At 62.1% G+C, this 14,982-nt stretch carries 12 protein-coding genes; 9 read left to right on the forward strand and 3 right to left on the reverse strand.

Translation table 11 applies throughout. The annotated features are described in order from the left end of the window. Positions 1-430 precede the first annotated feature (430 nt). The 3 genes from AC1DUY_RS29315 to AC1DUY_RS29325 are packed head-to-tail and all read left to right on the forward strand — an operon-like array spanning position 431 to position 5,402. Complete coding sequence (locus AC1DUY_RS29315) at positions 431-838, forward strand: FixH family protein (RefSeq protein ID WP_478118873.1); 408 nt, start codon at positions 431-433, stop codon at positions 836-838. After that, positions 835-2,250 (forward strand): efflux RND transporter periplasmic adaptor subunit, encoded by a 1,416-nt coding sequence (locus AC1DUY_RS29320; RefSeq protein ID WP_478118875.1) that lies wholly within the window; start codon positions 835-837, stop codon positions 2,248-2,250. Before AC1DUY_RS29315 ends, AC1DUY_RS29320 begins: the two co-directional genes overlap by 4 nt. After that, positions 2,247-5,402 carry an efflux RND transporter permease subunit gene (locus tag AC1DUY_RS29325; RefSeq protein WP_478118877.1) on the forward strand — a complete coding sequence of 1,052 codons (3,156 nt, stop codon included), beginning with the start codon at positions 2,247-2,249 and terminating at the stop codon, positions 5,400-5,402. Before AC1DUY_RS29320 ends, AC1DUY_RS29325 begins: the two co-directional genes overlap by 4 nt. 28 nt (positions 5,403-5,430) lie before the next feature. On the opposite strand, the gene AC1DUY_RS29330 is transcribed toward AC1DUY_RS29325, so the two are convergent. Continuing rightward, positions 5,431-6,477, reverse strand: a complete 1,047-nt coding sequence (locus AC1DUY_RS29330) for a 2,5-dihydroxypyridine 5,6-dioxygenase NicX family protein (RefSeq protein WP_478118879.1) — start codon at positions 6,475-6,477, stop codon at positions 5,431-5,433. A gap of 140 nt (positions 6,478-6,617) precedes the next feature. On the opposite strand from AC1DUY_RS29330, the gene AC1DUY_RS29335 reads away from it, so the two are divergent. Beyond that, entirely contained in the window at positions 6,618-7,619 is a 1,002-nt protein-coding gene (locus tag AC1DUY_RS29335) for a flavin reductase (protein ID WP_478118881.1), read from the forward strand. A gap of 190 nt (positions 7,620-7,809) precedes the next feature. Here the strand turns inward: AC1DUY_RS29335 and AC1DUY_RS29340 are convergent, their stop codons facing one another. Beyond that, positions 7,810-8,796 carry an ABC transporter substrate-binding protein gene (locus AC1DUY_RS29340; RefSeq protein ID WP_068732554.1) on the reverse strand — a complete coding sequence of 329 codons (987 nt, stop codon included), beginning with the start codon at positions 8,794-8,796 and terminating at the stop codon, positions 7,810-7,812. Between the two features lie 174 nt (positions 8,797-8,970). Here AC1DUY_RS29340 and AC1DUY_RS29345 point away from each other — a divergent pair, with 174 nt between their 5' ends. Continuing rightward, the gene (locus AC1DUY_RS29345) at positions 8,971-10,350 is read left to right on the forward strand and encodes a malonyl-CoA decarboxylase (protein ID WP_478118884.1); all 1,380 of its coding nucleotides are present in this window, start codon (positions 8,971-8,973) and stop codon (positions 10,348-10,350) included. A 170-nt stretch (positions 10,351-10,520) separates the two neighbouring features. Here AC1DUY_RS29345 and AC1DUY_RS29350 read toward each other — a convergent pair whose 3' ends face one another. Next, positions 10,521-11,396: a cell envelope integrity EipB family protein gene (locus AC1DUY_RS29350; protein WP_439077521.1), complete on the reverse strand. Its 876-nt coding sequence runs from the start codon at positions 11,394-11,396 to the stop codon at positions 10,521-10,523. Positions 11,397-11,648: 252 nt separating this feature from the next. On the opposite strand from AC1DUY_RS29350, the gene AC1DUY_RS29355 reads away from it, so the two are divergent. The 4 genes from AC1DUY_RS29355 to AC1DUY_RS29370 all read left to right on the forward strand — a co-directional run bounded on the left by AC1DUY_RS29355 (position 11,649) and on the right by AC1DUY_RS29370 (position 14,879). Next, entirely contained in the window at positions 11,649-12,116 is a 468-nt protein-coding gene (locus AC1DUY_RS29355; RefSeq protein ID WP_089263740.1) for a RidA family protein, read from the forward strand. A 78-nt stretch (positions 12,117-12,194) separates the two neighbouring features. Then, positions 12,195-12,941: a glycerophosphodiester phosphodiesterase gene (locus AC1DUY_RS29360; protein WP_478118886.1), complete on the forward strand. Its 747-nt coding sequence runs from the start codon at positions 12,195-12,197 to the stop codon at positions 12,939-12,941. A gap of 199 nt (positions 12,942-13,140) precedes the next feature. Beyond that, positions 13,141-14,376, forward strand: coding sequence for a GNAT family N-acetyltransferase (locus tag AC1DUY_RS29365; RefSeq protein WP_478118888.1), 1,236 nt, complete (start codon positions 13,141-13,143; stop codon positions 14,374-14,376). Positions 14,377-14,447: 71 nt separating this feature from the next. Beyond that, positions 14,448-14,879, forward strand: a complete 432-nt coding sequence (locus tag AC1DUY_RS29370; protein WP_184517779.1) for an HIT family protein — start codon at positions 14,448-14,450, stop codon at positions 14,877-14,879. Positions 14,880-14,982: the final 103 nt, after the last annotated feature.

The following is a 14,982-nucleotide window of genomic DNA, read 5'->3' on the forward strand; positions in this document are numbered from 1 at the left end:
CTGAAACTCTTTCTGGCGATCTTCGTGACCATCGGCCTCTCGGTGGCGCCAATGGTGACTCCGGCGGCTGCCAACGGGCCGTCGGCCACGATGACCGACATGTCGGCGATGTCTGGAGACATGCCCTGCTGCCCATCCGAACAGAAGAGTAAGGATTGCCAGGACTGTCCACTTCTCGCGATTTGTGTGTTGAAGACCGCCCAGGCGGGGCCCTCCCTGGCGCCACCCATGACGGTTCGCCACGCCGTCCGAACCTACCACTCGGTGCTGAATGACGCGCTGACTGATGGCGTCAACCGCCCCCCTCCAGACCACCCTCCTCGCACTTCGATCTGAGCGGCGCTGAGCGCCGTCGCTGCCGCTTGCCTCCTGGCGCGCGGATAACGCATGCCGTTCGCGGCACATCAGATTCAATCGAGGATACCAAACCATGAAAACGTCTAACTCCCCGCGCGCCTTCCGGGCTGCGTTGCTCGCTGTCGCTTTGGGCAGCGCAAGCACGGCTGCACTGGCTGACATCAAGGACTACACGTTCGAGCTCGTCGATCAGTCCGTTCAGGCCGGACCCGACAAGATCATCACCGTCCGCCTGATGAACACCAAGACTGGCAAGCCCGTGCCGGATGCCGTCATTTTTGCAACCCGTCTCGACATGGCTCCTGACGGCATGCAGGAGATGGCCACCAAGGTCACGCCAGTATCGGGGACCGAGCCCGGCACCTACAAGTTCAAGGCCACTTTCGGAATGGCCGGTCGCTGGCAGCTTTCTCTGGGCGCCAAGGTGCAGGGAGAAACCGGCTCCGTCGAGAACAAGCTCGTCATCACGGCGCAGAAATGAACCGCGCCGTTCTAGCTGGCACCGCCGCCGCGTTCATCGCGGCGGCCGGAGGCGGATTCATCATCGCACAGCGACCGCCGGCGCGCGCCTTCGCCCTAGTCACCCCCGCCGATGCGCAGGAAGCCGGCGCGCCTATCTACTATCAAGATCCGGATGGAAAGCCGGCTTACTCGCTGACGCCGAAGAGAACGGCGTCAGGTCGCGACTACCGCGCCGTGCCCGCCGGAGCCGACGTCAGCTTCGAAGACCCCACGGAGACCATGCCGATGTCGGAGCCAACGTCCGCTGGCACCGACACGAGCCGCAAGATCAAGTATTACCGCAATCCGATGGGACTGCCGGACACGTCGCTGACGCCGAAGAAGGATTCCATGGGGATGGATTACATCCCGGTCTTCGACGGCGACGATTCCGACGATGGATCAGTCAAGCTCTCACCGGGCAAGATACAGCGCACGGGCGTGAAGTCCGAGCCAGCCACCAAGCGCGTGATCCGGACGACGATCCGCGCACCCGGTACGATCCAGCTCGACGAGCGGCGCATCTCCGTGATCTCGATGCGCGCGGAAAGCTGGGTGCAGAAGGTTGCAGATGTCACCACCGGCACGAAGGTCCGCAGCGGGCAGCCCTTGATGGATATCTACAGCCCCGCGATCTCGTCCGCTGCGGCGGAATACGTCGCCACCATCACGTCGAAGACGACGGGCGGCGATGGACTGTATGGGCGTGGGTCGCGTCAACGGATCATGAATCTCGACGTTCCGGACACGGTGATTGCCGAGATCGAGAAGAGCCGCATCGTCCCGATCTCCATCGCGTGGGCCGCACCGCGGGACGGCATCGTTCTCGAGCGCAACGCCATCGAAGGGATGCGGGCGCAACCCGGCGACATCCTCTTTCGTATCGCCGACACGTCGCTGGTCTGGGCGATGGTCGATGTCGCGGAGCGCGATCTTGGAGCCATCGCCGTCGGACAGCCGGTGAATGTCCGGACGCGTAGCCTCTCCGGCAGGCAGTTTGCAGGCAAGGTCAACGTGATCTACCCGCAGGTCAATCGCGAGACCCGGACGACACGCGTCCGTATCGAACTCACAAACGCCGATCTCGCTCTGCTACCGGACATGTATATCGACGCTTCGATCGAGACCGGAAGTGCGGATCCGGTCGTGTCCGTCCCGGAGAGCGCTGTGATCGACACCGGCACCCGGCAATCGGTGTTCATCGACAAAGGACAGGGTCGCTTCGAACCGCGCGGCGTCGGACTCGGCCGTCGCGGCGGCGGCTACGTCGAAATCCGCGAGGGAGTCGCAGACGGCGAACCAGTCGTCATTTCGGCCAATTTCCTGATCGATGCAGAAAGCAATCTGAAGGCCGCGTTGAAGGGCTTTTCCGACGCGAGGAGCCCACAATGATCGCCCGCATCATCGCATGGTCGGCGCGTAATCTGCTGCTGGTGTTGTTCGGCACAGGATTCGCCGCAGCCGCGGGCATCTACGCGCTGGCGCATCTGCCGCTCGACGCCATCCCGGATCTCTCCGACACGCAGGTCATCGTCTATACCGAGTACCCCGGCCAGGCGCCGCAGGTGATCGAGGATCAGGTCACCTATCCGTTGACGACGGCAATGCTCACGGTGCCGAAGTCGAAAGTGGTGCGCGGGTTCTCGTTCTTCGGCGTGTCGTTCGTCTATGTCATCTTCGAAGACGGGACCGACATCTACTGGGCCCGGTCGCGCGTTCTCGAATTCCTGAACGGAGCCACGTCCCGCCTGCCCGCCGGCGTCACACCGACGATGGGCCCCGACGCCACTGGCGTCGGCTGGGTCTACCAGTACGCGATCATGTCCAGGGAATTGAACCTTGCTGACACACGGGCAATCCAGGACTGGAATCTGAAGTTTGCGCTCGCCAAAGCCGAAGGCGTCGCCGAAGTCGCCAGCGTCGGTGGCTTCGTCAAGCAATATAACGTCGTGCTCGATCCGCTTCGGATGCGCGACCTCGGCATCACCATGCAGAAGATGCGCGATGCCATACGCGCCAGCAACGCCGATGTTGGCGGTCGCACGGTGGAGTTGTCCGAATTCGAATACGTCATCCGCGGCAAGGGCTATCTGAAGTCGATCAACGACCTCGGCAATGTCGTGCTCAAGACGAACAACGGCACGCCGGTCCTGCTGCGCGACGTCGCGCGGATCGAACTCGGTCCCGACGAGCGGCGCGGCATTACCGAACTGAACGGCGAGGGCGAAGTCGCCAGCGGCATCGTGCTGCAGCGTTTCGGCGTCAACGCGCTCGACGTCATCGAGAACGTCAAGAAGCGCTTCAAGGAGATCGCCGGCAGTCTGCCGAAGTCCGTCGAGATCGTTCCGGTCTACGATCGCTCGAACCTGATCAACGCCGCCATCGCCACGCTCAAGCACACATTGCTGGAGGAAAGCGTTGTCGTCGCACTCGTCTGCATTTTGTTCTTGCTGCATGTTCGCAGTGCGCTGGTCGCGATCCTGATGCTGCCGGTCGGTGTGCTGATGGCGTTCGGCGCCATGAAGCTGCTCGGTCTTGGCTCCAACATCATGAGTCTCGGCGGCATCGCGATCGCCATCGGCGCCATGGTCGACGCCGCCATCGTCATGATCGAGAACGCCCACAAGCATCTCGAACGCGCGGATCCCGGCAAGTCGCGCGTCGAGGTTCTGATCGAGGCAGCCTCCGAAGTCGGCCCGGCACTGTTCTTCAGCCTGTTGATCATCACCGTGTCGTTCATGCCAATCTTCACGCTGGAATCGCAGGAAGGACGGCTGTTCAGTCCTCTGGCGTTCACCAAGACGTTTGCGATGGCAGCCGCCGCCATCCTGTCGGTGACACTGGTCCCGGCCCTGATGATCATCTTCGTTCGCGGCCGGATCGTTCCGGAACACAAGAATCCGATCAACCGCTTTCTGATCTGGGTCTACCGGCCTGTCATCACCGTTGTGATGCGCGCGAAGACGCTGGTCGTCCTGCTCGCAGTCGCCGTTCTCGCGGCCAGTATCTGGCCGGCACGTCAGCTCGGGACCGAGTTCATGCCCAGTCTGAACGAAGGCACGCTCATGTATATGCCGACGACGCTTCCGGGCATCTCCGTCACCAAGGCCGGAGAACTGCTGCAGATGCAGGACAGGATCATTCGATCGTTTCCGGAGGTGGCTTCGGTCTACGGCAAGGCGGGGCGCGCTGCCACGGCGACTGATCCGGCGCCCTCCGAAATGTTCGAGACAATCATCAACCTCAAACCGAAGGAAGAGTGGCGATCCGGTCTCACGGTCGATGGACTGATCGCCGAGATGGACAAGGCGCTGCAGTTTCCGGGCGTGTCGAATGCCTGGACCATGCCGATCAAGGCCCGCATCGACATGCTGTCGACGGGCATCCGCACGCCCATCGGCGTGAAGGTGATCGGCACCGACCTCGTCGAGATCGACCGGCTTGCCAGGCAGATCGAGCAGGTACTCAAGGCGGTGCCGGGCACGTCGTCGGCCTATGCCGAGCGCGGCATCGGCGGCTACTACCTCGATGTGACACCGGATCGAGAGGCATTGGCGCGCTACGGCATCCTGATCCAGGACGTTCAGGACGTGATCGGAACCGCGCTCGGCGGCCAGACGGTGACAACGACCGTGGAAGGCCGGCAACGCTTCACCGTCAACATGCGGTACCCCCGCGACCTCAGAGACAGCCCGCAGGCCATCGCCAGCGACGTGCTGGTGCCGATGCCCGGAGGTGGCGCGGTCGCGCTCGGCGAAGTGGCCAGGATTGCGCTGGCGAGAGGGCCGACGTCGATCCGGACGGAGAACGGACAGCTGGCCACCTACATCTATGTCGACATCCGCGACCGGGACCTCGGCGGCTACGTGGCCGAAGCACAGCGCGCGGTCCAGGCGAGCATTCAATTTCCGCCCGGCTACTACGTGATGTGGAGCGGCCAGTACGAATATCTCGAACGTGCGACGGCGCGCCTGAAGATCGTCGTGCCGGTGACGCTGTTGATCATCTTCCTGCTGCTGTACCTGAACTTCCGGTCGATCACCGAAACGATGATCGTCATGCTGTCGCTGCCGTTCGCGCTGGTCGGCGGCCTTTGGCTGATGTGGTGGCTCGGTTTCAACCTGTCGGTTGCAGTCGTCGTCGGTTTCATTGCGCTGGCCGGCGTTGCCGCCGAGACCGGCGTGGTGATGCTGATCTATTTGAATCAGGCATTGACCGCGATCCAGGCGCGACGGGACATTGAAGGACGGCCGCTGACGCGCAACGACCTGTACGATGCGATCATGGAGGGTGCGGTCGAACGCGTCCGCCCCAAAATGATGACGGTGGTCGCCATCATGGCGGGCCTGCTGCCGATCATGTGGAGCACCGGCACAGGCTCGGAGATCATGCAGCGCATCGCGGTGCCGATGATCGGCGGCATGATCTCGTCGACGCTGCTGACGCTGATTGTGATCCCCGCGATCTATGCCATCGTTAAGGGCTATCGGCTGCCTCAGGCCGGCTTGATCTCGGCAGAAGACATAGTGCCCGTGACCAGATAGCCGGGAGCTTGGAGCGACGTATTCAGACTCAGCCGAACACGTCCTGCACCACGCCGTCCTTGATCACGTCCACACCATCGAGTGTGATTGTGGTCTTGAAGATCGGCAGATCGAAATGCCCCGCGGTGTAGCGGCCCGCAAATTCGTTGGCGCCGGTGGAGAACAGGAAATTGCCGGCCACTGCGCGGATCTCCGTGCCGTTGGTGTCGCGTTGATCATACATCTGCAGCGCCTCGTAACGCGCATTGGGATTCATGCCCCAGCCGACATGCGACACGGCGTAAGCTTCACGATCGCCCCAGGCGGCGAGATAGCGCTTCATCATCTCGGCATCGGCGCCCTCGCCCGTGAGTTCGGTGAGATAGTCGTCCTTGAACAGCATCTTCACCGGCGAGGTCAGATAGCGCTTGAAGGTCAGGTTGATATCGCCTGCATCCATCACCACCGTGCCGTTGATGGTCTTGCTCTTCGGAAAGCTCACCACGATGCCGCCCGGCCAATGCGCCAGCGTGCCCGGCTTGTCGGTCCAGCCCCAGACGCCGACGGTGGCCGCGCCTTCCATGTTGACGTCGAGGTCGGTGCCCGCCTTCGAGGTCACCTTCATGTGCTTCGTGCCGCGCAGCATCTTCGCCGCCGCGCGCACGCGCTTCTCGAGCGCCGAGTCCGGCACCATGCGCTCGAGCGCTTCCGGATGCTCGTTGGAAATCACCAGAATGCGCGCGCCGGCCTTCAGGATCTCCGGTGTTTCCATCGCATGCATCAGGCCTTCGATGGTGCAGTCGACGACGAAGCCGGCCTGCTGCAGCGCTGATACAACCGGCCCGAGTTGCTGGATCGCTTCGGACGCGCCGGTGGAGCGGATAGGCACGACCTGCTTGTTGCGCGGCGTCGGCACCACGACATGGAACGGCCGCGCGCCCATGCGGAGCAATGCCAATTCGGCAATGTGAACATTCAGCGCGCGCGATTGCGTCTCGGAGAGGATGGCGGCAGTGTCGCCGGGCTTGACCGCGCAGCGTTCGAAGATCTCGCAGAATGCGTCGATCCATTTCGCCTCGATGCGATCCGCCAGCATGCCGTTTCTCCGTGTTTTAAAGCGATTATGGTTGGATGATAGGCGCGGTCATGTTATATGAAAAGGAATATTTTTAATCTTGAAGGACAATCCGGCGCTGTATTTTGGGCAGTCGCGGGTGTCGCGGAGCGGCGAATTCCATGGCGTTTGACAAGACGGCGCAGGACAAGGTCGCGGATAACAAGCTCCCGGACAAGGCGCAGGCGGTCAACCCCGCCACCTTTCGTCAGGCGCTGGGCCAGTTTCCGACCGGCGTCACCGTTGTCACCGCCACCAATGGCGACCATCCCGTCGGCATGACCGCGAATTCCTTCTCATCTGTGTCGCTCGATCCGCCGCTGGTGCTGTGGAGCGTCGCCAAATCTTCGCCCAGCCACGATCCCTTCGTCGAAGCCGACGCTTTCGCTATTCATTTTCTCGGTGCCGATCACGGCGAGCTCGCGATGCGTTTCGGCCGTCGCGGCTCCGACAAGTTTGCTGATATCGCCCATGCGCCGGGCATCAGCGGCGCACCGCTGATCGAAGGCCTCGCACCGATCTTCGAATGCAAGACCTGGGCGCGCTATCCCGGCGGCGACCACACGATCCTGGTCGGTGAAGTCGTGCACTTCGTCGAGCGCAATCACGACCCCCTCGTCTTCCACTCCGGACAACTGCGCCGCATCGACAAGGCACAGCCACGTGCGCCGGCCCTGGCCAGCAACAGTTTTGCGCGCAGCTACCTGTCCTATCTGCTAGCGCGCGCCAGCTTCAACGTCTCCAGTTCGTTTCACGCGCGGCTGAAAGAATGGGACCTCACCGTGCCGGAATGGCGTGTGCTGGCCTGCCTCGCCGATGTCGAGGGCCTGTCAGTCGGCGAACTCGCCGCAATGGCTTTGATGAAGCAGCCGGGCCTGACGAAAGTGCTCGACCGCATGGAGCGCGACGATCTGCTCAAGCGCAAGAGCACCTCGAACGATCGGCGCCGCGTGACGCTCTACCTGACCGCAAAGGGCCGCGCGCGCGTCAAGCCGGTGCAGAAGGCTGCGCTCGAACATGAGGCGGAACTGCTGAAGCGCTTCAACGACGACGAGCGCGCGACGATCAAATACACGCTGGATCTCCTGATCGACAGCGGTATGTCGGACGCGACGAGCGAGTAGTAGAAGCTACGCCCTCTCGGCCGTCATTGCGAGGAGCGAAGCGACGCGGCAATCCAGAAAGCCACAAGCGAAGGAAGAACTGGATTGCTTCGTCGCAAAGGCTCCTCGCAATGACGGCTGATAGAGGGGCGCGAAACGAAAATGGCCGGGGCAAGCCCGGCCATGACGTAGTCACTGATGCAGCTCGCCGTTACTTGATCGGCGCGACGACCTTGCCCTTCAGCTCGGAAACGTCGAGCTTCTTCGGCAGCATTCCGGACTCGACATAGGTGTCGAGCATCTTCTGGATCGCATCGAAATTCGGCGCGGCGCCGGGGTCGCGTGCGAAGTCGTTATCCTTCAACAGGTAGGTTTCCAGCACCGGGATCGGCGCCTTCATCACTTCATTGACGACCTTCAGCGTTTCATCGCGGTTGGCCAACGCCTTCTGCATGCCCAGCGTCAGATCGCGCACATACATCCTGGCCAGTTCCGGATTTTTCTCGATGAAGTCGGCACGGCAGGCTTCGAGAATATGCACGATGCCGTCCTGCTGCTGCGACAGCGAGAACAGCTTGCGGGTGCCGCCCTTGGCTTCCATGCGCGCGGCGAAAGGCTGGTTCATCACGGCGGAATCGACGCGGCCCGAACGCAGTGCTTCTTCCGAGAGCGCGAAACCGACTTCAACCAGCTTGACGTCCTTGGCGGGATCGAGACCGGCCTGCTTCAGCAGGATCGCCATCGGGCCATAGATGCCGGAGCCCAGCGTGTTGATCGACATCGTCTTCCCCTTGAGGTCGGCGATGGTCTTGATCGGCGAGTCGTCCTTTACCGCCCAATAGACCGAAAAGCTGCCCGGCTTTTCGAACACGTGCTGCGCAACGATCGAAGCCTTGAGGTTGCCGCTCTGCACGCCCTGCGCGAGCGCCAGCACCGATTGCGTCGCGCAGTCCAGCGCGCCGGCCGCGAGTGCCTGCGTCATCGGCGCGGTGCCCTGAAACTGCACCCACTCGATATTGTATTTCTTGCCGAGATCCGCGAATTCCTGCGGACGCTTCATCATCCAGTATTTGGATTCTTCGGCCGGGATGGTCCAGCCAACCTTGATGGTTTGTTGGGCAAATGCCGAGCCACTGCTCAGCAACGCTCCGAGTGCCAGAGCCGCCACAACACCACGCTTCGATGCGATCCGCTTCATCCTGAATTCCTCTGTTTTCAGCGATCCGGCCGCAGTCAGAAACGAATGCAATTCTCTTGCCGAAGCGCTCCCCACTCACAATTGTTTCATGCTTCAAATGATCGCGCAATATGCCTCGCTATGGGCTATATTGAAGCAGACTGGTTGAACTGCCAGCCCGGGAATTGATTCACCATGAGCAATGACTCCTTCTTCTCCGACCTCCTCGCATCCATCTCGGAACGCGGACGCACTCTGCTGCGGCTCGGTCCCGCATCTGTCGATCCTAAACAGAACGCATCGGATTTGATCGAACTCTGTACGGAGCTGTTGTCAGGACGCGGCGAAGCGTCCGGCACGGTCCTCGCGCGCGGCGTGCTCGATCGCTACAAGAGTCTCGACGAGGCCGGCCGCCTCACCTTCTTCGAGAACCTCGCACAGAATTACGGTCCCGATCGTGACAAGCTTGAAAAGGCCATCGAAGCATGGCGTGCCAAGCCGACCGGTGACGTCTCTGGCGAATTGCATTTCGCATCCGAGCCGCAGCGACAGGAACTGTTTCGCCGGCTGAACCGCGCGCCGAACGCGACCAGCGAACTCGTGAAGATGCGTGAAGATCTTCTCGATCTGAAGAATGGTAACAAAGACCTCAACGCCGTCGATCGCGACGTCGTTCATCTCTTGGCATCGTGGTTCAACAGGGGATTTCTGGTGCTGCGCAAGATCGACTGGTCCACGCCCGCCAATGTGCTCGAAAAAGTCATCAAATATGAAGCGGTGCATGAGATCCACGACTGGGACGATCTGCGCCGCCGCATCGATCCCGTGGATCGCCGCTGCTATGCATTCTTCCACCCTGCGCTTGTCGATGAACCGCTGATCTTCGTCGAAGTTGCGCTCACCGAAACCATTCCGGGCGCCATCGCGCCGCTGCTCGCGGTCGATCGCCAGTCGGTGCCGATCGAGCGCGCACGCACCGCCGTGTTCTATTCGATCTCCAACTGCCAGCGCGGCCTCGGCGGTATTTCCTTCGGCAACTTCCTGATCAAGCAGGTGGTCGAGGAACTGCGCCGCGAATTGCCGAAGCTCGACACGTTCGTGACGCTGTCGCCAGTGCCGGGTTTCATGAAGTGGCTCAAGAAGGCCGATGACCTCAACCTGTCCAATGAGGATCAGGCGCTGGTCGACATGCTCGCCGATCCGCTATGGGTCAACGACACCGCGCTGACGGCGCAGCTCAAGCCCGTGATGGAGCAGCTCGCTGCGCATTACTTCCTGAAGGCCAAGAGCCCGCGCGGCGGCCCGATCGATTCCGTCGCCCGTTTCCATCTCGGCAACGGCGCACGGCTGGAGCGCATCGACTGGCTCGGCGACACGTCAGCCAAGGGCCTGCGCGAGTCCGCCAGCCTGATGGTGAACTATCTGTATCGTCTCGACGATATCGAGAAGAACCACGAAGCCTATGCCGACCATTACGAGATCGCGGCATCGAGCGCGGTGAAGAAGCTGCTGAAGAGTGAAAGCGGCGGTGGCCTGCGTTTGCTGGACAGCATGCGGCTGTCGAGAGCGGAGTGACGAACTTCACCTCTCCCCGCTTGCGGGGAGAGGTCGACTGAAACGCGCGAAGCGCGTGGAAGTCGGGTGAGGGGGACTCTCCACCTGCTCAGCTCTCGGAGAGTCCCCCTCACCCGTCGCGGACTTCGTCCGCGCCACCCTCTCCCCGCAAGCGGGGCGAGGGGCATCCCTCACTTACAAGGCTTGCTGTCCTTCACATTGAACTTGCTCATGGCGCCGCCGATGACGAAGTCATTGTAGTCCAGCATCAGCGACCGCGAGACGCCGTTCTCATAGAGTTCAAACGACATCGCATAGACCGGTGTCTGCTCGCCGCCGTCGGAGGATTTGGCCGATTTGTCGTAATAGCTGACGGTGACCGGCCAGCGCGTCAGCTTTTTCATCCCGTCATCGCCCGTCGAAGGATCGGGTTCGCTCACCTTGCGATCCCCAGGGATCGCCTGCCCGATCACCGTGAGCGTGCTGTAGACTTTCTCGCCGGTATCCGACCCGTCATAGACATTCAGTTCCAGCACCGACTTGCCGTCGCGTGCAGCGGCAATGATGCGGTGGATCTGTTCGGTCGGAAATACGGTGGAACCCTCCAGCGTGAAGGTCTTCGCTACCGGCTGCTTCAGCTTGACGGTGACGTGATCGCCCTCGCGCTCCGCCATGCCGTCGACGGCGCTGGCATCACCGTCATTCATGCGGGTGTCGATCTTGAAGCGATAGCTCTTGCCGTCGCCGGCTTCCCAGCTGGTGGAGCGCAGATCGCTCAGCGTGGTCTTGTCCTCGCCGCTGTTGAGCTCCGAGACCTGACGGAAATCCGACGTGTAGCCTTCGCAGGCGCTGCCGGTAAAGTTATAGAGGATGCGGCCGCTGGCGCTGTTGACGCTGGCATTGCCGCGCGACTTCAACAGCTTCAGCTCATACAGCGCCTGATGCGCGACGAACGGCGTGCCCGCAGCAGGCGGAGCCGCGAATGCCGACACCGGCGCTACGAAGGTCGCAATGGTCAGTGCCAGCGAAGCAGCCTGGAGGCGCGAAACGGAGGAAATGCGGCGCATGGGTTTTCCCTGGATTCTGGAACTATAACAATAGAGAGCGTCCTATTGCGTCGCAACTACGGCCACGTCGGATTCGCACTGCGGAAATGCCATATTCTGCAGCGAATCTTGCCAAATCCGCACAGTTGCGGCGGCGACCCGGTGTCGCCCGATCGTCACTTGCGCGGCGACGCGGTATGGGTGAAACAGACAGTGCCTGAACCCTTTGGGGACTTTTGTTCAGGCACATCATCAATTGTTTGGGGAATCACGATGGCAGGAACGGTCGAGCAGAAACTTGCGGATCTGGGGGTCAAACTTCACGAGCCGGTGAGCCCGGTGGCGAATTATGTCGGCTTCGTCCGCACGGGCAATCTGCTGTTCGTCTCCGGCCAGATCTGCATGGGCGCCGACGGCCAGCTGATCGCCAAGGGCAAGCTCGGCGCTGGCGTCACCCTCGAACAGGGCGTCAATGCGGCGCGCGGCTGCGCCATCAACATCCTGGCCCAGGTCAAGGCTGCGCTCGGCGATCTCGACAAGGTGGCCCGAGTCGTCCGTCTCGGCGGCTTCGTCAATTCGACGCCGGATTTCATTGACGCGCCGAAAATCATCAATGGCGCATCGGACCTGATGGTCGCCGCCTTCGGCGACAAGGGCCGGCACTCCCGCGCCGCTGTCGGCGTCGCCTCGCTGCCCGCCGATTGCGCGGTCGAGATCGACGCCGTGTTCGAAGTCATCTAGCTTTTCGTTTTGACGCGTTTTCTTCACGCGAACCGGTATCCACTTCGCTTGAAAACGCTCTGATTCAGGACAATCCCGATGCGCGCACCTGACTGGCTTATCGCCCGGCCGGTCGCGCATCGTGGCCTGCACGATCGCACCCGCGGCATTATCGAGAACATGCCCGGCGCCATGCACGCCGCCATATCAGGCAACTTCAGCATCGAGACCGATGTGCAGCTCACCGCCGACGGCGAGGCGATGGTGCATCATGACGATGAACTCGGCCGCCTGACCGAGGGCTCCGGTCCTCTGCTCACGAAGACCTCCACCGAACTCAAGCAAATAGCCTTCAAGGACACGCCCGAGCGCATGATGTCGCTCGGCGATCTGCTTGCACTGATCGACGGCCGCGTCGGACTCGTGATCGAGATCAAGAGCCATTTCGATGGCGACCGCAAACTGGTCACCCGCGTCGCCGAGATTCTGAAAATCTATCGCGGGCCGGTTGCCTGGATGTCGTTCGATCCCGATCAGGTTCTCGCGATGCGCGAGATCGCCCCCGAGATCCCGCGCGGCATCACCGCCCAGCGCACCTATGACGACGGCGAGTGGCTGACACTGACGCCAGCCCAGCGCGACGGCATGCGCCATCTCCGCCATGCCTTCCGCACCCGGCCGCATTTCGTCTCCTACTGGGTCAAGGAACTGCCAGCCCCGGCGCCCTGGATCGCCCGCAACCTGTTCGGCTGCGCGCTCCTGACCTGGACCGTGCGCACGCCGGAACAGCGCGCCATCACCGCCCGCTATGCCGACCAGATGACGTTCGAGGGCTTCGTGCCATAGCCACAAGCGCGTAGGATGGGTAGAGCGCAGCGAAACCCATCGCTTTCCCAGCGAGTGATGGGTTTCGCTCCGGCGCGATGCGCCTCCGCTCTACCCATCCTACGCGCCCGGACGTTACCCTTGAACTGTCCGGCGCGATGCACAATCTTAGGAGCGGTCACCGCGACGGTTGATCGCATATGACCGGTTCAAGTGATTGATGACGTCATCGGATATTACGCTCGAAGCAGTGGCGTCCATCAGCCAGATTCCGGCCACGGACTGGGATGCCTGTGCCACCGGCCATGCCGATCTCGGTGGCATTGAGAGCCTCGATACGCTGGCCCCGGCAGCCAACGGTTGCGCCTCAAAAGCCAATTACAACCCGTTCGTGTCCCATGCCTTTTTCACGGCCGTCGAGAAGTCGAATTCGGCCTGCGCCCGCACCGGCTGGGGACCGCGCCATCTGATCGCCAAGAGTGATGGCCGTATCGTCGGTGTCGTGCCCTGTTATCTGAAATCGCACTCGCAGGGCGAATACGTGTTTGACCGCGGCTGGGCCGATGCCTATGAGCGCGCCGGCGGGCAATATTACCCGAAGCTGCAGGCCTCGGTTCCGTTCACGCCCGCCACCGGCCCGCGCCTGCTGATCCGCGACGGCGTCGATGTGGAACGCGTCGGCGCGGCGCTGGCCGGCGGCCTCGTCGGTCTCTGCGAGGCCACCGATGCATCGTCTGTCCATGTCACTTTCGCGCGCGAGAGCGAATGGCAATTTCTCGCCGCACGCGGCTTCCTGCAGCGGACCGACCAGCAGTTTCATTTCCGCAATGATGGCTACGCCACCTTTGACGATTTCCTGGCAACGCTGAATTCGCGCCATCGCAAGGCGATCAAGCGCGAGCGCCGCGATGCGCTGGCCAATGGCATCACCATCCACCCCCTCACCGGCAGCGAGATCACCGAGGATGCGTGGGACGCGTTCTTCGCCTTCTACATGGAGACCGGCTCGCGCAAATGGGGACGCCCCTATCTCACGCGTGAGTTCTATGCGCTGATCGCCGAGAGCATGAGCGACAATGTCGCGCTGATCATGGCCAGGCGCGACGGCAAGTGGATCGCCGGCGCCATCAACTTCATTGGTTCGGACACACTGTTCGGCCGCCACTGGGGCGCCATCGAGCATCACCCGTTCCTGCATTTCGAGGTCTGCTACTATCAGGCCATCGACTTCGCCATTCGCCGCGGGTTGAAGACCGTTGAGGCCGGTGCCCAGGGCGAACACAAGATCGCACGGGGCTATCTGCCGCAGACCACCTATTCGGCGCATTACATTGCCGATCGCGGACTGCGTCAGGCCGTCGGCGAATATCTTCAGCGCGAGCGCGAATATGTCGCGGAGGCTGTCCGCGAATTGACCGAGGCCGGCCCGTTCAGGAAGGGCGACGAGCAGGATTAAGCCGTCTTGACCGGCTCCCCTCTGGCGGCGACAGTCGCCAAAATTTGCGCCGAAATTTCCCGGAGGATTCCATGACCGCGTATGACCCGAACAACATCTTCGCCAAGATCCTGCGCGGCGAATTCCCCTGCTACAAGGTCTATGAGAACGACCACGTTCTGGCCTTCCTGGACATCATGCCGCGCTCCCCCGGCCATACGCTGGTGATCCCCAAGGCGCCCGCGCGCAATATCTTCGACATCACACCGGACGACTATGCCCATGTCATCCGCGCCGCCCACAAGATCGCCGCCGCCTGCAAACAGGCCTTCAAGGCCGACGGCATGACCGTCGCACAGTATTCGGAAGCCGCCGGCGGCCAGGTAGTGTTTCACCTGCACATGCACGTGATGCCGCGCCACGACAATGTCGGCCTGCTGCCGCCGGCGTCGCGCAAGGAAGACCCGAAGGTGCTGGAAGACAACGCAACGAAACTGATCGCGGCACTGGCGGCGGTTGGGTAGATCGTCGCCTGTCTTACCTCGCCCCGCTTGCGGGGAGAGGTCGAAGCCTGAGCGATAGCGAAGGCTTCGGGTGAGGGGGAGCCAGTGTTTCACTCACTGGCTC

It is taken from the genome of Tardiphaga sp. P4_G1 (assembly GCF_056401215.1).